The organism is Cysteiniphilum sp. GTC20157, from assembly GCF_055396795.1.
In genome coordinates, this window is sequence record NZ_AP044698.1 from 491,205 (window position 1) to 508,882 (window position 17,678).

The following is a 17,678-nucleotide window of genomic DNA, read 5'->3' on the forward strand; positions in this document are numbered from 1 at the left end:
ATTTGGTTGAAACCCTTAGCTTAGGTTGGTTTGCCCTTGTTTTTGGTTGAAAATGATACATGATATCATTGAGGCTCAGGGTAAGTAACAAAAGAATGCGACGTAAGTTAAAACACTAAAACTGGAATGAGTATCTAGAATATGTCTGAAATCGTGGAAAAGAAGATATTATGTGCCATTGATATCGGAACGTCAAAAGTTGTGGCTTTGGTGGCAGAGTTAAATGAAGATGAGCAGATCAATATTATTGGCATTGGTACACAGCCTTCAAAAGGCCTTAAAAAGGGTGTGATCGTCAATATTGATGCAACGGTTAAAGCCATTCAGAAAGCTGTGCAAGAAGCGGAAGATGTGTGCGGCTTTAGCATCAAAGAAGCTTATATTGGTATTGCTGGAAGTCATATTCGTAGCTTTGACTCACATGGTGTTGTTGCTATTGAGAGTGCAGAGGTATCACAACGTGATCTAGATCGTGTTATCGAATCAGCAAAAGCCGTGCCAATGCCCGCAGATCAAGAGATTTTGCATATTTTGTATCAAGATTTTATGATTGATAATCACAATGGAATCAAAGAACCATTAGGTATGTCTGGTGTTCGTTTAGAAGCCAAAGTTCATATGGTGACGGCTTCTTCAAGTGCTGTGCAGAATATCAAAAAATGTGTGAATCGTTGCGGTATTAAAGTTCAAGATATTGTACTTGAACAGCTTGCCTCAAGCTATGCCGTTTTAACCGATGATGAAAAAGAGTTGGGTGTTTGCTTGATTGATATCGGAGCTGGAACGACTGACGTGGCTGTATTTGTCGAAGGAGCGATTAAATACACTTCAGTTATTCCAATTGCAGGAAGCCAGATCACTAGTGATATAGCGCATGCTTTGCGTGTCGCGACAGATACTGCTGAGCGGATCAAGATTCAATATGGTTGCTCAATGAGTAATTTGGTTAAATCGGATGATGCGATTGAGATTCCAGGACTTGCGGATCGTTTAGCGCGACGCGTGCCGTTGCAAACACTAGCCGGTGTTATTGAAGCAAGAACGGAAGAATTGTTTGGTATCGTATATGAGGCGCTAGATAAGAATAACTTATTAGAAGCAATTTCAGCCGGTATCGTTTTAACCGGTGGTGCTGCTAAGATGAGAGGTATTGCGCCATTAGCAGAGGAAATCTTTAAAGTGCCTGTGCGTATTGGAGGTCCTACTAATATAACGGGTGTTCAAGATGTACTACATAATCCTGTGCACTCGACAGGTGTTGGTTTAATTAAATATAGTCATATGCAGATTGAAGAAGGGCAGCTGATGTATGAAGAAGATGCTGAAAGCTCTGGTATGTGGGGTAAAATGAAAGGTTGGTTTGGTAAGCATTTTTAATATTTAAAAAGCATTTAAATAAATGTAGTAAGCCTAATAAGAATTAAGAATTAAGAATTAAAATACAGTGTTACAAAAGGAGTCCATTACATGTTTGAAATTTCAGAATCGTTGACAGACAATGCCGTTATTAAAGTCATTGGTGTTGGAGGTGGCGGCGGCAATGCTGTTGAGCATATGTTGACACAAAATATCGAAGGCGTTGAATTTATTTGTGCCAATACTGACTCGCAAGCGCTTAAAAATTCAAGTGCGCGTCATGCGATTCAAATCGGTAATGAGTTGACGAAAGGTCTAGGCGCTGGTGCTAATCCTGAAGTGGGGAAGCGCGCGGCACAAGAAGATCGTGCACGTATTCAGCAAGCACTAGAAGGTGCTGATATGGTGTTCATTACCGCAGGTATGGGCGGTGGCACGGGTACGGGTGCTGCTCCTGTTATTGCTGAAGTTGCTAAAGAAATGGGTATTTTAACCGTGGCTGTGGTCACTAAGCCATTCCCATTTGAAGGGCGTCGCAGAATGCAGTTGGCTGAGTATGGTATTAGCGAATTATCACAAAGTGTTGATTCATTGATTACCATTCCTAATGCGAAATTACTGAGTGTGTTGGGCAAAAATATTAGTTTATTAGATGCATTTAAAGCAGCTAATGGTGTATTGCAAGGTGCGGTACAAGGTATTGCTGAATTGATCACACGTCCTGGCTTAATCAACGTCGACTTTGCGGATGTGAGAACGGTGATGTCCGCAATGGGTGTGGCAATGATGGGGACGGCAACGGCAGCCGGTGAAAATCGTGCACGTGAAGCAGCAGAAGCCGCTGTGGCAAGTCCATTATTAGAAGATGTCAACTTAGCGGGCGCTAAAGGTGTGCTTGTTAACATCACGGCAGGTATGGATATGTCTATCGGTGAGTTTGAAGAAGTGGGCGATGTGATTAAAGCGTTTACTTCAGATCAAGCAACTGTTGTTGTCGGTACGGTGATTGATCCAGATATGTCGGATGAGTTGCGTGTTACTATTGTGGTGACTGGTCTTGATACAGCTGATGAGCATGCGAAATTTGTCAGTGGTGCGACAGGTCAAAAATCAGCAAGTCCTTATGGTCGACAAAATGTATCATTTAAATCATCAGAAAATGGTGCAAATACAAATAATACGTTAAGACGTCAAGCACCATCAGTTGAAGCGCAAGAAGTTGAAAAAGAACAGAAAGTGGCAGCTGAAGGTGATAATGAATATTTAGATATTCCTACTTTCCTACGTCGTAAGGCGGATTAATAGAGTTTGGCAAGTTATGCACAACGATAAATTATATGAAACCAAAACAGTTTGAAGATATTATGAAATCCGAAAATCAAAAGTGTCCCACATTGACGGGGAGATCGGTTTGAATTGGGTGAGGTTTTGTTTATAGATGATGAGGTCAAGAATGAAATTTTTTATGATTGAATCGATTTCACGTAAATTATTTATACTTTTTTCAGCATTTGTTTTTACAAGAGCAGTTATGACTGTTTTGTTAAATATACAAAGCCTATCTTTTAAGGTAGATTATAATTCTAGTTTTATATTGAAATACTACGCATTGATATTTTCACCATTATTGCTTTTTTTAATTTCCTTTATTTTTTATTTTTATAGAAAGCCATTGACTGATTTATTAGTACCATTAAATATAAGGATTAAAAGTATTCATGAACTAAGTGCATTTTCTTTTTTTGTTATGTCTCTATTTTATATATCTATATACGAAGGAGTATTAACAATTTTGTCATTACCTTTAAGTTTAATTAATATATTTTTAAAAGAAAATGAATGGTCAAGTATGAATTTGTATACATTACTAAGTTTTATTGTTTATTTATTATTAATATTCTCGCCAAGGCTACTTTTGATAAATAATGTAAAGGAAAGTAAGTAAAAAATATTATGACTTCAAACAAGCGAGTAAGGAATGACTGTCTCAACGCCAACACATCAAAAATGACATTGGAACCTAATACTTGTGACTTTCAAATACAAAAAGCACACCTCCTCTGCGCATTCACTCTGGTACCATCAGCGCAAAACAGTTGGGGACGCTCACCCATGCAGCTTAAGCTGCACGAGCAATCCCGCAAGTGGAGAGGTACTGACGGATGCAATTTGAGATCATTACTAAGCAGGATATCTTTATTTCAGTGACTACCGCTGAGAGTACTACATCTTTAAAGCCTGATCGGGTATGATAGCTTATCTTTTTATAAATCAGATTGCTTGTATGTCAAACACTCAAAAAATCGTTCTTGTTGATGGATCATCTTATCTTTTTCGTGCGTTTCACGCCTTACCCCAATTAACCAATCGCCAAGGTGAACCAACAGGTGCAATCTTCGGTGTAATCAATATGTTAAAAAAATTGCCTAAACAGCTAAACACCGATCATATTGCTGTCGTATTTGATGCTAAGGGTAAAAATTTCAGGCATGATCTTTACCCTGAATATAAAGCCAATCGTAAGGCAATGGCGGATGAATTAAGAGCTCAAATATCTCCTGTACATGAGATGGTGCAAAAGCTTGGGTTTCCATTGATCGTCATCGATGCGGTTGAAGCCGATGATGTCATCGGTACATTGGCTAAACGCTTTGCCAGTCAAGGGCATGAGATAGTCATTTCAACGGGTGACAAAGATATGGCGCAATTGGTTGATACGCATATCACCTTAATAGATACCATGAAGAATGAAATCACTGATCGCGAAAAAGTCATTGCTAAATTTGGCGTCACCCCTGAACAGATTATTGACTATTTAGCCTTGGTTGGAGATACATCAGACAATATCCCCGGTGTGCCAAAGGTTGGACCAAAAACGGCAGTCAAATGGTTAGCAGAATATCAAAGCCTGCAAGGAGTCATCGATAATGCGGATAAAATATCTGGGAAGGTTGGTGAGAATCTAAGGGATAGTATTGGCTTTCTGCCACTGTCTTATCAGCTAGCTACGATTAAATGCGACCTAGAACTACCATATAAAGTTCAAGATATGCTTTGTGTTAAGCCGGATGTTGGTTACCTTAAGAAAGCGTTTACACAATATGAATTTAAAGGTTGGTTGCGTGAGCTTGAGTATCAAGCAAGTATTGTGACTGATGCTCCAAACAATCCAGTGGAACCTGTTGATGCTCAATCAACCTTAAACTATCAGGTTATTTTAACGAAAGATGATTTCAATGCCTTTTATGCTGAATTAGCAGAAGCTGAAATTTTTTCTTTTGATACCGAAACAGATTCTTTAGATACCTTTAATGTGCGTCTTGTTGGCATGTCATTTGCATTAAAGCCACATCACGCGGTCTATATTCCATTGCAACATGATTATGAAGGTGCACCAATACAATTACCTCTAGAGTGGGTTGTTAATAAAGTTAAGCCGATTTTAGAAGATGACCAGGTTGCTAAAATTGCCCAAAATGCCAAGTTTGATTTAAAAGTTTTAAGTAGTGTGGGCATTAATGTAAAAGGTGTTAAATATGATACGATGCTTGAGTCATATGTGTTAAATAGCTCAGCAACAAGGCATGATATGGATTCATTGGCTAATCATTATCTACAAATTAAAACAGTCAGTTTTACAGAGTTAGCAGGTAAAGGTAAAAACCAACTTACCTTTAATCAGATCGATATTACTAAGGCCGGATTTTATGCCGCGGAGGATGCCGATATTACCTATCGTTTGCATGAGCGTATCTGGACTGAATTAAAATATATCGACAGTTTACGCCAGTTGTATATCAAAGAAGAATTACCGGTGAGCTTTGTTATTGATCGCATGGAACGTATCGGTGTAAAAGTTGATGCGGACTTGTTAAAAGCGCAAAGTGCCTCACTCACGGCAAAAATAGCTCAGTTAGAAAAAGAGTGTATTGAATTGGCGGGGGAAGATTTTAATCTATCATCACCCAAACAATTGCGTGAGATTCTCTATGATAAGATGAGTTTACCAATCTTGAAAAAAACACAAGGAGGGCAAGCATCAACCGCAGAAGATGCACTTCAGGAGTTGGCAGAGATATATGACTTGCCTAAGCTTATTATCGAGCATCGCCATTTAGTGAAATTAAAGACAACCTATACTGACAAACTACCATTGATGATCAATAGCAAAACATCGAGAGTGCATACTTCCTATCAGCAGGCAGTGACAAGTACGGGGCGTTTATCATCAACTGAGCCTAATCTGCAAAATATCCCGATTCGTTCAAGTGTTGGGCGCCAGATTAGAAAGGCATTTATTGCTGAGAAAGGTTATAAGATACTAGCCGCTGATTACTCACAAGTAGAGCTTAGAATCATGGCGCATTTATCACAAGATCCTAATTTGCTTCATGCATTTCAGCAAGGTTTAGATGTGCATCGTGCAACAGCAGCGGAAACATTAGGTATTAAGCCGGATGATGTGACACCCGAGCAACGTCGTCAAGCTAAGGCAGTCAATTTTGGCTTAATCTATGGCATGGGCGCATTTGGTTTGGCAAAGCAATTAGGTATTCCACGCGGCGAGGCACAGGAGTATATTGATATCTATTTTGCGCGTTATCCTGGGGTTAAGCGCTATATGGAAGATGCTAAGGCGTATGCTATGCAGCATGGTTTTGTTGAGACGATTTTTGGTAGACGTTTGCATTTGCCTGAGATTAATTCACGTAATATGGCAAAAAGGCGCGCGTCAGAACGTGTTGCTATTAATGCGCCGATGCAAGGTTCAGCCGCTGATATTATCAAGCGCGCGATGATTTTAATCGATGAATGGATAATCAAAGAAAAAATTGATGCGCGAATGATTATGCAAGTGCATGATGAGCTAGTATTTGAAGTCAAAGAAGATCAAATAGAGCAAATAAGCAAAGAGATTAAACAATTTATGGAATTAGCCGCATTATTACAAGTGCCGCTTATTGTCGATGTTGGCATTGGCGATAATTGGGATGAGGCGCATTAAGTATATTAAAAATAAGTTGCATCAGCTAGCACCTCTGCCCTTGTGGGAGAGGTCGTGCAGCTTAAGCTGCGCGGGTGAGGGGGTAATTAAAACTCAACTTATTCTTCCATCATTACTAACGATCTTAAGCTAAGAATTGTTCAACAAGCTCACAGGTATACCAAACCCCAACACCACTGATTTCAGTAGGTATGGGTGCTAGTCCATCCTTATGGCGGCATGAAGCCAAATCCATATGTAACCAACGAATGTCTTTACCGACAAATTGTTGTAAGAATTTAGCAGCCAAAATATGATCAGCATTACCTGTAACATAGCATTGTTTTAAATCCGCAATATCCGAGTCAAGTGCCTTAAGATAATGTTTATCCATTGGGAAAGGCCAGACTTTTTCAGCGCATTTGGCGCCATATTTAACTAAGTTTGGTTGCCAATCATAGTTATTACTAAAGATGGCGGAGTATTCAGTGCCGAGTGCACGCACCGCAGCACCTGTTAGTGTCGCATAATCAATGATCATTTCAGGTTTATCTTGGCTTGCTAAACATAAGGTATCAGATAAAGCCATGCGCCCTTCAGCATCGGTATCAACCACTTCAATTGTCTTACCATTTAAGGCTGTGACCACTTCATTGGGTAGGAAAGCGCGCTCACCAATGTTGTTGTTGGTGATTGCAAGATAACAGTGTACTTGATAAGGCACTTGCAAGAGGCTTAATGACAGCAAGCTGCCAACAGCAACCGCGCTGCCCATCATGTCATCATTCATGCCATACATATATTGTGGTTGCTTTAAGCTTACGCCACCGGTGTCAAAGCAAATTCCTTTGCCAACCAAAGCAATTGTTTTATTATAGTCTTTAGGCGTATAGGTTAACTTGACAATGCCCGCAATCTCAGAGGCGCGTGCTACCGCACTAAAGGCACCAGCGCCCATTTTAGCTAAGGTTTCTTTGTCATAGAGCGTGTATTGCCAATTCTCGCATTTGGCGATATCTTTTAGTAGGTTGATATAAATCTGCGGAGTTAAATAATTGGTTGGGAAAATAGTTAGGCGGCGAGCAAGAGCATTACCTTTGTGCTTAGCAAGTACATCGAGAAAATCACTTTCGCTATAATCGCCAATGATCTCAATGCTAACCTCTTGTGCTTTATGTTCACGTTTATAATTAGGCATCTCTTCAGTATGTGCCAATAGTGCGCGCATGCAAGCCTCAGCTGTTGATTCGACAGCATTTTCGGCAAGGAAAACAATATGCTTGACCTTGGCGATATTTGTACCTTTAAGTAGTTCAGATAAATCTTTAAGCCATAAATAGAGCTCACATTCGCCAACATTTTCTTTGATGATAATGTGTGTGCCTTTGGCATTGGGTAGTTGTGTGTGATAGCCTTTTTTGGACTTTGGCGCTTGAGATTGTTTGCGTGCGTAAAGGAGCTCTCCTGAAGGCAAACTTTGCCATTGTACTTCGTTATCGGCAATCGCAATAATGAGATCTGCACTATGGTGGTTTTCATCAAAGTGAGCGGAAAAATGTAAACGTGCTGATGTTAATGTGTGTAATGAATGCATTGATTTAACCTTGTTGAGAAATCTTGTCAGATTACAGTATAAACACACTTTTAGGTAGTATGAACCAGAATTACCTATTTTTCGTAAAACTGCGTGGGAAACAGCAGAATTATGCTTGCAAAACTAAGATGATGGGCTAAAATAGCCGGAAGTTTAAGGGCTCTTAGCTCAGTTGGTTAGAGCAGCGGACTCATAATCCGTTGGTCGCAGGTTCGAGTCCTGCAGGGCCCACCACCTTCAAATCCTTTTCCCATAAGCTTTTTAGAGAAATTAATTGCGAAGCTTTCAAAATAAAATTTAAACTATAGGTAACGTATAGGTAACAAGAAAAATATTGTTACCTGAGAAATATCCACTGCAGGTAACAAAGCAAGGTAGCACAACTGATAAAAATTTTGATTTAAGATAACTGATGGTATGAGTTGAGTTTGTGTAAATTTTAAATTTTTGCTACACAAAGTTATTTGCTGTAGTTGGGCTATTAAACAAATCATCCTCGGCAGTTTTCCAATCGTTACTGCAATATTCTTGATATTCTGCATTTTGATGTTATCATAAGGGATAACATTGTAAGAGGATGATTGTGATGTCTTGGGTTGTAGAATTTTATTCTGGAGTTGAAAGAAATGTTTTAGAACTTCCAGTTAAGCTGCAAGCAAAAATGTTAAGATTGTTTGATTTAGTGGAAGAACATGGGGCGCAGTTAGGCGAGCCTCATACTAAGGCGTTAAGCAATGGCTTGTTTGAGCTGAGAGCCAAAGCGTTAGAAGGTATCGCTAGAAGCATATTCTGTTATGTTGATGGTAAAAAGATAATAGTTTTGCATGTTTTTGTAAAGAAAACCCAGAAAACACCAAAGAAAGAACTTGAGGTAGCTATAAACCGAATGAAGGAGGTTAAAAGTGAATCTTAAACAGCTAAAAGAGCAAGCTTTTAAAAATGATAATGTCAAGCACGAATACAATAAGCTTGGTGCGGAGTTTGAGTTGATTAATGAGTTAATACATCTTCGTAAAAAATCAGGTCTTACTCAAGAGCAAATAGCTTTAAAGATGGGCACCACAAGAAGTAATGTGTGTCGGCTAGAGAAGCTTGGAACTCACCCAAAAGTCAGCACTTTAGAAAATTATGCCAGAGCTTGTGGATTTAAGCTTGGATTCAAGTTTAGCCACTTATAATTTGGTGACCAAACAAATCATCCTCGACAGTCGCCCAGCTGTCGCTGAACATCTTTAACGCGTCAGATGTTTGCATCGGTTCTGCGGTTGATTGTCGTAAAACATCACTTGGTGCAGTCACCGCTTGCGCACCAATGTCCATGCTGTAGTAAATGTCATCAATGCTTTTTTTTATGCTTGCCATCATCAGTTTACTTTTGCAGTTAAAGCTTTTGACAATATCAGACATGCGTTGAATTTCTTTTTGCCAGTCTTGATTTGATTGTTTAATATGATTTAAATATGGCGCAATGTAGTCAACGTTGAGTTTGCAAGATGTAAGCACCTGCGCGGCAGTAAAAACAGCTGTTGATAATACGGGAATGTTTTCAAGCTCTTTCATAGCCTTAAAGCCTTGCTCATTGGCTTGGATTTTTATTATAAAACGATTAGATATAGTCCTTAGATGCTGAGCTTGAGCAATAATCGCATTTGCATCAGTTGCGGTAACCTGAACGCATACGGGGTGCTTATTTACGGCAAGCAGATTTTGCAGCGTAGTCAAGGGACTGTCTTGACTGTTTGCTAATATCTTAGGATTAGTTGTGATGCCATTTATTAACCCTATGGCATCAAAATATGTAGCGTCTGTTAAGTTTGAACTGTCTAGCCAGATTTCCATAGTGTTTCCTTAAAATTTATGTGGTTTGATTGTATGCTAAGGTTTGATGTTGCTTTATATTTTTCCATATGCTTAGTGTTGCTACAGTTCCGATTATGCCAATGATTGAACTTAAAGCGATTAACCAAAATGGTAGCATTATTAAATTTGTAGAGTCTAAAATGAGTATTGATAACGCAGGAACTGGCGCGCTAAATATTGAATAGCTAAGATTGTAGGATAGCCCGATGCTTCTACATCTAAAGTTTGCTTGAGATATTTCGGCTATTATAACAGTGTAGGTTGATGCGAGCATTCCAAAAAAGGCAAAAATAAGCATTAGCAAAAGAGTGTTTAGATATCCATCGATCAGCTGATTGTAAAATATATAACTGAATAGGCAAATCAATACAACAAAGTCATCATAAACTTCACCTTGACCAATTTCATATAAATAAGATGCGACAAAGAAACCAATAGCAGTAATGGCTTTAATTCCCTCAAAATTTTTAAGTCTAAACTCTTCCCAGCCAAGCTCACCTTTGATAAATTTAAACACACCCTCAATACGAGAGCGCTTTAAATAGCAATCATATACGTTGTAAACGTCATATTGATTCACAAGTTGCTTATTCGTGATTAAAAGCATCGGTTCATCAAAGGCTTCTCTAGACGCCTGTGAAATCACGATATCTTCACCGGCACTTAACTGTTCAATCGTTTCTTTTGATAAGAACTCTGGCTGCTTGTTGCTGTACAACTCATGACTTAATAAATCAATCTGCTTGTTATCTAAATTAACGGCAATTGTATTGAAGCTGCTGTAGCCATTAATGGTTTTCTTATTCAGATCCTTTACTTTTCCTATAGGCTCTGCTTGCTTGGTATATTTTTTGCGTATCTCACTAGGATCATGAATCAAAATAACATTATCGGCAGCTTCGTATTTCTTGGCTGTTTCAGTACATAACACTTCACTAATTTGCTCAGGGTCAAAGTCATTTAGCTTATTGTCACCTGTAATTGTCCGTCTCAATTTTTCGTACTCCTTTTGGCTGCTACTGATTGAGTAAAGGTTTAAGCTGCCATGCTCTAAAACTTTTTCCAGTATTGTCTTCACATTTTTTAAAAGACACCTTTGATGCCATTTTGTTTAATAGTTTACTCATGTGGTTACCAAAAGTAGTGTGCGCCATCCTTGTGATTCCTGTTCTTGTATCATTGCTACGGGCGTATTGTGCACACTTTTAAATTTTTGGGGAGTTTTCAGTATTTTACAAATTTTGAAGGTGCGGAATCAATGGAAAATAAAGTGACAGCTTGATATCCCCAGAGTTTATTCTAAAGTAGCGAGCAATCAGCTTTTGATAGTTGATAAGTTGTACACGATAGGTTGCTATCTGGGTGCTTGCAAAGTCCTCTAAAGACTCATTGCTCAGTGGTCTAGCAAATTTATAATCAATAATATGATATTGATCATTCTCGATAATAATTCGATCAGCTATGTGTTTTTGAGTTTTGCCAAAGCTAGAATGGAGTATAACTTGTTCATGCATGCCGGAAGCAGTAAGAATAGAAGGATATTGCGTTAGTGTATTGGCTATTGCCTCTTTAGCTAAAGCATATGATTGCGCGTGATTGATTTTGGTAATCGCGTGTTGATGCAAGCAAAGTGCAAAATAATTTTGCCAATGGTTGATGTTATCTTTGGAGCTACTTAAGTAATTAAACAGTTGATGCAATGCCGAGCCGATTTGACGTTCACTACTGAGCACTAGTTCACTAAGATCAGGGTGATTTAAATCATCTGCTTTATCTGTTTCAAGTAATGTTTGATAATGTTCAAAGTTGGGTACGGTAGTGGTTGAGTAGCTTTGGATTTGCTTGATTACTTTATAGCGTGGGCTTGGCTCTTTATCAGCTGAAATATCAGTATTTGAATCCTCACACGTCACCCAAGGGAGATTCAGTGGAGCTAGAAGTGCTAAAAAGCTATTATTAGCAGCTTTGATATCATTGCCATTGTCAGTAACCGCAGTAAATAAAAGCGTTGATTTCGCGCGAGTGACAGCAACATATAAGAGCCGTTGCAGCTCATACTCAGCACGCTTTTTTTGCATGCTTTGGATGACTTTGAAAAGTGGCGGTGTGTCTTTGTCCCAGCTATGTTTAATAGGGCTTAGTAATAAATGATCTTTGCCATCGCTCAAGCGTACCGTATCATGCAAGAAAAGGGGGGTGCCATCTGCTTTGCCGCGCTTATCAAGTTGCGGCAAAATCACAAAATCAAATTCCAAACCTTTGGATTTATGGATAGTCATAATCAATACATTGCTTTGTGATGGACTACTAACGAACTTGCGTTTTAATTGTGCGACAAAGCGATCAAATTGTGCAATAGCCGTTTTGTCGTCGGTTAAATGATTTTGCAAAAGGTTAATAAAGTTTGCAAACAGCGCATGATCTTGATGAATACTAAAGCCATCGAGTGCTTGCCAAATAATCTTTGAGCGCGCTATCAAACTGCTGCGCACACCATTAAAAAAAGCATCGTTGATCCAGCTTATAAAATAAAATGCTTTTTGTTGATGAGGGTGTGTTCGGTGCGTACCAAGATAACGTGCTAACTTGTCATAAAACGAATGAGGTATCTGACTTTGTTGCTCATTTAATTCTATTTTTTCAATCGTTTGCAGTTCATTTAAAGAAAAGCCAAACAAGGGTGACTGTAATAAACTCACCCAGTAAATAGACTGCTCAGGATTGTTTAAAAGTGCACAAAGGCACAATAGATCCATAATCATTGGTTGGTGGTAGAATGTTTCTATTTCATTTTCAACAACGTCAATCCCTTGAGCTTTTAATTCAGGCACAAGATGTTTTAAATGGCTGCGAGTACGCACTAAAATAGCAACTTGATGATCTGGATGTTTATTAAGATGCGTTTTGATACTATCGGCAATAAACAATGCTTCTTGTGTTGAATCTGCAAATAATCGATAATTAATAGCCTCTTGATTAGTCTCTTGCGATAACGTTGTTGCCGGCGCGTAGCTAATGCCACCATAGTTTCTATCATCTTCTTTAGGAAAGATGCTGCAAAAATGATGATTCACCCAATCAACAATTGATTTGTGTGAGCGAAAATTGCAATCAAGCGGTAGAAAATCAAGTGCTACTTGATTGATGCCATGTGTTTTAACATCTATAAATTGATTAACCTCCGCTTGGCGAAAACGATAGATAGACTGCATTGGATCACCAACAATAAACAGTGTTTTACTATCATTGGGTTGCCACTCAAGCGTGAGCATTTGCAGTAACTTAAATTGTAAAATTGAGGTATCTTGAAACTCATCGATCAAAAGATGCTTGATTTGGTGATCAAGATAAAGCATCAAATCAGTTGGTGCCTCACTGTTGCCAAGGGCTGATAACGCTTGTAGCGACACTTCATTAAAATCAAGCAAAGCGCGTGCTTTAAACACAAGCTTTAAATATTGAACCAAGCGCAATGCAATACGCGCGATCGCACTTAATATCAGCCACTCTTGATCGTTTAATAATAAGTTTTCATACAGACGGATTTCAGCAACTAATGGATAAATGTGTAATATACTGTTATCGCTAAACGATTGCGTATATTCAATAAGCCATTGGGCATAATTTTTTGCTTTAGCATCTTTGGCGGGTAGGCCTTGTCTTGCATTAAAAGTTTTACGAAAAGTATTGTCATTGGTAAAAAGCAGTTTAATGAGTCGTTGCCAAAAGATCGGATTGTCTTGATCTATCAGGGTGTCGTTATGTTTATTATCACAAAATGCCAGTATTTCATTTAAGATCAATTGATTTTGATCGATGTTTAACAATGTACTTAAGCGCCGTTGAAGCTCAGCAAAAAGCGCTGTAAAGCCAGACTCAATAATTGTTTTACTTTTTTTGCTGTGTGTTGTATCGGTATCTATCAGTTGAGATGATAGCAAGATGCCAAGCCATTGCTCGCGTCTTGAGAGCATACTGCTAAGCAGGCTCTTTACGCGAGTAATATCATTATCAAGATGAGCTAACAGATCATGTAAATCCTGATAATAAGGACTTTGTTGTTGCGTGTCATTGATAAAATCATCAATGGCTTGTTCATACAACAGCTCAGGGGCGTCACTAATCTCGGCATTAAATGCTTCATCGGTTTCAAACACGAGTTGTTTGGATAGGCTCTGACAAAATGCATCAATGGTCATAATGCGCAAGCGCTTAGGACTCATTAACAGCTGCCATTGTTTGCATTTGTCTTGTAATAGGGCTTGTTGGGCAAGCTTAAAAGTAAGCTTCTTATGTGGCTCATCTGGTTCAGGATTATTTTGTGCCGCTAAGAGGGATTGATAAATCCGCTGCTGCATTTCATTAGCAGCTTTATTGGTAAAGGTTAAGGCAATAATTTCCTCAGGTGCTTCAACATGAGCCAGTAGATTTAAATAACGTTGTGTCAAGGTCTCGGTTTTGCCAGAGCCTGCAGGTGCTTGTACGATAAAGGATTTTCTGGGGTTCAGTGCTTCATTGCGTGCCGCAGCATCATTAGGAATCATAACTGAAGGAAGGTTTGTTAAATTGAGTATTATCCTAATCGATTCTTATGCTTTATTCATTATTGTTACTGCGTTCATTTTTCAAATGGCGAATCTGTTCACTTGGAATCTGTAAAGTTTTAGCGACAACAGAAATCGGCACACCCATTTTAAGCATTGCCATAGCGTCATTATAAACGTGTGTCTGTAATGGCTGTGTATTGCATCCATTTTGCATATCCATAATACGATCTCCTTTTTAATTGTTTAAAACATAGTAGCGTAAAACTTGGTAGTATGCGAATAATTTTAATTCAACTCAGAGGTGATTTTTGTCTTTGAGAATTTCCCTGCAATGAATTAACGATCAGTTGCGTTTTAATTAAGTAGTCAGAGACAGTTAGTTTTGTGATTTTATGTTGTGTAACTCATCAAATAGGGCAGCTATTTGTTGTTTTATTCAACAAATTGGCTTACTTTTTGCTAGATAGTTCCACTAAAAGTTAGAGAAAATGTTCAAACGTATTTTAAAGTTAAATTTACCAGAGTGGCAGTCAACTTTCCTATGGGGAGCGCGCCGCATTGGTAAGTCATTGTAAGGGAAAGATTATTTAAGCGTTGAGCATGAGTTCACCCAGTTGGTTATGGTTTTTAACGCTCATTTTTAATTTGATATCGTGTCACAATTTCACCTTTAATAAGGTGTGATTGGATAATGTCTTCAAGCACTTCGGGAGTGCATGAGTGATACCATACTCCTTCAGGATAAACAACAGCAATTGGCCCTTGTATACATATGCGTAGACAATTGGCTTTGGTACGATAGATTTCACCAGATTGCGAGAGTTTAAGCTCAGATAGACGTTTTTTCAGATAGTCCCACGCAACGAGTGATGCCTCTTTATTACAGCATTTATCAATACTTTGGTCACAACATAAAAAAATATGGCGTTTAATATTATTCAAACCTAATGTTTGCGCTTTTTGGGTTAATAATTCATCTTGCATAGCAATCCTTAAAAATTTAAAAGGGAATCAGGTTGAATAGTGGAATAAGAATCGGCGTTGCCAATGTTAATACAAATCCACTACTAATGGCGACAGGTACGGCTTGAATGCCGATATGATCTTTGATTACAGGTAGACTAAAATCCATCGCTGTGGCGCCACTATAACTCACCAGTTCGGTAGGAATACGTTTGGCTAACATGGGAATTACAATAATGGCGATAATTTCGCGTGAGAAATCGATAAAAAATGTCATCGTGCCAAAGTGAGCATCAATCAGCTGAGCATTTAAGATACTGGCTAAACTATACCAACCAAAGCCACTTGTGAGCATGAGTGCATGTGATAATGGAATATCAAAGAAAACGCCCAAGATGGCACCAACAGCAAGGGAGCTGATCATTAAAATAATCGCAATCATAATGCCCGTTTTATTCTTGAGAATTTGTGTCAGTGAATGACCTTCACGCCGCATTTGGATCCCAATAATAAATAAAATAAGAATTAAAATACCATCAATAATTAGTCCGATATGCACAAGGGGTTTATTGATAAATAGTCCAACTAAAGTACCAATGACAAGATACAATAGGTATTTACAACTGGTCAGTATGGGTTTCAATGGACTTTGTGCTTTGACCATGTCGTGATGCGCTTTGATTGCGCGCTTTGGCTTTAAGCGCAAATAGCCATAGACTGCTAACACGTTGATAGCAAATAATGCGGCAATAAAGCTTAAGGTAATGCCAAGCATGGAAACAAGCTCACCTTGCAGTTTGTAGATAAGCTCGCCAAAGTTATAGCCCATGACGGCAATAATCAGGCTAATCATCGCTGACAGTAGTTTATTCATCAGCTTGTTAGATAAGACTTTCAGGTCAATAAAATAACCAAGAATCAATGCTGATAGAATAATAAGTGCTTGAATCATTTATTCACCACTGATACTACATTGTTTTATGAGCAGTGAACCACTTTGAATGCGTGAAAAAGGCTCAATATCATCACCCATTGCAATGATGTTTTGTAGCATATCGCTTAGATTGCCGGCAATGGTGAAGTTATCAATCGGATAGCAAATTTCACCTTTCTCAACATAATAGCCCATCGCGCCTTGTGAATAATCACCCGTGGTAATATGAAAGCCTTGGCCCATGGTTTCATGGATAATCACGCCCTTATCGATCGATTTAATCAAGTCATCATACGATTGCGTACTGCTGCTATGAACCGTTAAGTTACTTATGCCACCGGCGTTGCCTGTGGTTTCATGCTTTAGCTGGCGCGCGCTATAACTACTTAATAAATAGCGATTCAAAACGCCATGGGTGATAATCGGGTTTTCACCCAGGTTCACCCCTTCGTTATCATAAGGTTGATTGCCAAGCGCTTGTGGAATATTAGGGTTCTCAATAAGGCTAATATCTTCAGAAATGACGGATTGATTAATTTTATCCAAAAGGAAAGTATCTTTATGGTATTGGCGTTGTCCTTTGATGGCGGATAATAAGGCACCCCAAAATGAGCGGGCAATAGCTGGCGACAGCAGAATGGGCAATTGTTGACTTTGAATGCGTCGCGGGTTCCTGCGATTGAGTGTGCGCTTAAGTGCGAGCTTAGCAATGTGCTCAATACTCGGCAGTGTAGTAAAATCATGCGCGCTATAGTAAGCATTATCACGCTGCATTCCATGATTATCTTTGGCAATAAGTCCCATGCCAATACTATGACGTGTTTCAGGATAAACATGCAAAAAACCGTGACTATTAGCAAAGCCATGCAAAATCTCGAAGCTGTCGATATCAACACCTTCAGAATGGTCAATATCATGATTCTCTAGTGCAATTGCCTCGCAATGCTTAGCATGATCAATGAGTTTATCAATGCTAAAGTTTGCAATCGGTTGGTAAAGCTCGGGCATTTCAGGTGGCGTGCATAGAAAGCGCTTATCGATAACTCCGGCAAAAGGGTCTTTCTCGGTAAAGTTAGAGATAGTTTTGGCATTATCAATAATGGATAGAATACTTTTTTCACTTAGGTCAGAGGTTTCAGCGTAGCCAGTTTTTCCTTGGTGATAAATGGTGACGCTCAACTGTTGGGTGACATTATACTCCAAAGTTTCGGTCTGTTGATCGCGAACGGCAATAACATGTCCTTGGTCATAACTACAATTTATTTCAAAAGCATCGATATTTTTCTTATGCAACACGCGACTTGCAAATCGAAGGACATCTTGTAAATAGCGCTTTTTATCGAGAATAGACATGTTTAGTAATATTGAAATCTTTAAAGTTTAATGTATTACATTATCAGCAATTGCTTAAGATAAGGCAAATCTTGATTGCCGCTTTTT

At 38.8% G+C, this 17,678-nt stretch carries 13 protein-coding genes and 1 tRNA gene; 6 read left to right on the forward strand and 8 right to left on the reverse strand.

The annotated features are described in order from the left end of the window. Positions 1 to 141: 141 nt before the first annotated feature. From ftsA to polA, 3 genes are all read left to right on the forward strand, one after another. Positions 142 to 1,377: a cell division protein FtsA gene (gene ftsA, locus ACZ5V8_RS02220; protein WP_464218172.1), complete on the forward strand. Its 1,236-nt coding sequence runs from the start codon at positions 142 to 144 to the stop codon at positions 1,375 to 1,377. A gap of 90 nt (positions 1,378 to 1,467) precedes the next feature. After that, complete coding sequence (gene ftsZ / locus ACZ5V8_RS02225; RefSeq protein WP_440616252.1) at positions 1,468 to 2,658, forward strand: cell division protein FtsZ; 1,191 nt, start codon at positions 1,468 to 1,470, stop codon at positions 2,656 to 2,658. A gap of 982 nt (positions 2,659 to 3,640) precedes the next feature. Beyond that, complete coding sequence (gene polA, locus ACZ5V8_RS02230; RefSeq protein WP_464218173.1) at positions 3,641 to 6,361, forward strand: DNA polymerase I; 2,721 nt, start codon at positions 3,641 to 3,643, stop codon at positions 6,359 to 6,361. 124 nt (positions 6,362 to 6,485) lie between these two features. On the opposite strand, the gene ACZ5V8_RS02235 is transcribed toward polA, so the two are convergent. Continuing rightward, entirely contained in the window at positions 6,486 to 7,934 is a 1,449-nt protein-coding gene (locus ACZ5V8_RS02235; protein ID WP_464218174.1) for a M17 family metallopeptidase, read from the reverse strand. Between the two features lie 157 nt (positions 7,935 to 8,091). On the opposite strand from ACZ5V8_RS02235, the gene ACZ5V8_RS02240 reads away from it, so the two are divergent. The 3 genes from ACZ5V8_RS02240 (at position 8,092) to ACZ5V8_RS02250 (ending at position 9,112) form a co-directional block, all read left to right on the forward strand. Continuing rightward, a tRNA-Ile gene (locus tag ACZ5V8_RS02240) sits at positions 8,092 to 8,168 on the forward strand. A 352-nt stretch (positions 8,169 to 8,520) separates the two neighbouring features. After that, positions 8,521 to 8,847, forward strand: coding sequence for a type II toxin-antitoxin system RelE/ParE family toxin (locus ACZ5V8_RS02245; RefSeq protein WP_440616257.1), 327 nt, complete (start codon positions 8,521 to 8,523; stop codon positions 8,845 to 8,847). Beyond that, positions 8,837 to 9,112, forward strand: coding sequence for a helix-turn-helix domain-containing protein (locus ACZ5V8_RS02250; RefSeq protein WP_117003486.1), 276 nt, complete (start codon positions 8,837 to 8,839; stop codon positions 9,110 to 9,112). Before ACZ5V8_RS02245 ends, ACZ5V8_RS02250 begins: the two co-directional genes overlap by 11 nt. Here the strand turns inward: ACZ5V8_RS02250 and ACZ5V8_RS02255 are convergent. From ACZ5V8_RS02255 to ACZ5V8_RS02285, 7 genes are all read right to left on the reverse strand, one after another. Continuing rightward, entirely contained in the window at positions 9,099 to 9,773 is a 675-nt protein-coding gene (locus tag ACZ5V8_RS02255; RefSeq protein ID WP_464218175.1) for a transaldolase family protein, read from the reverse strand. The genes ACZ5V8_RS02250 and ACZ5V8_RS02255 overlap by 14 nt on opposite strands. Before the next feature lie 16 nt (positions 9,774 to 9,789). Then, positions 9,790 to 10,872 carry an MFS transporter gene (locus tag ACZ5V8_RS02260; protein ID WP_464218176.1) on the reverse strand — a complete coding sequence of 361 codons (1,083 nt, stop codon included), beginning with the start codon at positions 10,870 to 10,872 and terminating at the stop codon, positions 9,790 to 9,792. Between the two features lie 154 nt (positions 10,873 to 11,026). Beyond that, positions 11,027 to 14,338 carry a UvrD-helicase domain-containing protein gene (locus tag ACZ5V8_RS02265; RefSeq protein ID WP_440616262.1) on the reverse strand — a complete coding sequence of 1,104 codons (3,312 nt, stop codon included), beginning with the start codon at positions 14,336 to 14,338 and terminating at the stop codon, positions 11,027 to 11,029. 52 nt (positions 14,339 to 14,390) lie between these two features. Continuing rightward, positions 14,391 to 14,561, reverse strand: coding sequence for a hypothetical protein (locus ACZ5V8_RS02270; protein WP_440616264.1), 171 nt, complete (start codon positions 14,559 to 14,561; stop codon positions 14,391 to 14,393). Between the two features lie 407 nt (positions 14,562 to 14,968). Further along, complete coding sequence (locus ACZ5V8_RS02275; protein ID WP_440616266.1) at positions 14,969 to 15,325, reverse strand: (2Fe-2S) ferredoxin domain-containing protein; 357 nt, start codon at positions 15,323 to 15,325, stop codon at positions 14,969 to 14,971. A gap of 16 nt (positions 15,326 to 15,341) precedes the next feature. After that, positions 15,342 to 16,256, reverse strand: a complete 915-nt coding sequence (locus tag ACZ5V8_RS02280; protein ID WP_464218177.1) for a LysO family transporter — start codon at positions 16,254 to 16,256, stop codon at positions 15,342 to 15,344. After that, positions 16,257 to 17,591 carry a TldD/PmbA family protein gene (locus tag ACZ5V8_RS02285; protein ID WP_464218178.1) on the reverse strand — a complete coding sequence of 445 codons (1,335 nt, stop codon included), beginning with the start codon at positions 17,589 to 17,591 and terminating at the stop codon, positions 16,257 to 16,259. It abuts the gene before it with no gap. Positions 17,592 to 17,678: the final 87 nt, after the last annotated feature.

Bases quoted from the DNA above. Each gene is read 5' to 3' on its own strand.
- ACZ5V8_RS02265 (WP_440616262.1), bottom strand. From the start codon at position 14,338: ATGATTCCTAATGATGCTGCGGCACGCAATGAAGCACTGAACCCCAGA.
- ACZ5V8_RS02245 (WP_440616257.1), top strand. From the start codon at position 8,521: ATGTCTTGGGTTGTAGAATTTTATTCTGGAGTTGAAAGAAATGTTTTA.
- ACZ5V8_RS02285 (WP_464218178.1), bottom strand. From the start codon at position 17,591: ATGTCTATTCTCGATAAAAAGCGCTATTTACAAGATGTCCTTCGATTT.
- ftsZ (WP_440616252.1), top strand. From the start codon at position 1,468: ATGTTTGAAATTTCAGAATCGTTGACAGACAATGCCGTTATTAAAGTC.
- ACZ5V8_RS02235 (WP_464218174.1), bottom strand. From the start codon at position 7,934: ATGCATTCATTACACACATTAACATCAGCACGTTTACATTTTTCCGCT.
- ACZ5V8_RS02275 (WP_440616266.1), bottom strand. From the start codon at position 15,325: ATGCAAGATGAATTATTAACCCAAAAAGCGCAAACATTAGGTTTGAAT.
- ftsA (WP_464218172.1), top strand. From the start codon at position 142: ATGTCTGAAATCGTGGAAAAGAAGATATTATGTGCCATTGATATCGGA.
- ACZ5V8_RS02280 (WP_464218177.1), bottom strand. From the start codon at position 16,256: ATGATTCAAGCACTTATTATTCTATCAGCATTGATTCTTGGTTATTTT.
- ACZ5V8_RS02255 (WP_464218175.1), bottom strand. From the start codon at position 9,773: ATGGAAATCTGGCTAGACAGTTCAAACTTAACAGACGCTACATATTTT.
- ACZ5V8_RS02270 (WP_440616264.1), bottom strand. From the start codon at position 14,561: ATGGATATGCAAAATGGATGCAATACACAGCCATTACAGACACACGTT.
- polA (WP_464218173.1), top strand. From the start codon at position 3,641: ATGTCAAACACTCAAAAAATCGTTCTTGTTGATGGATCATCTTATCTT.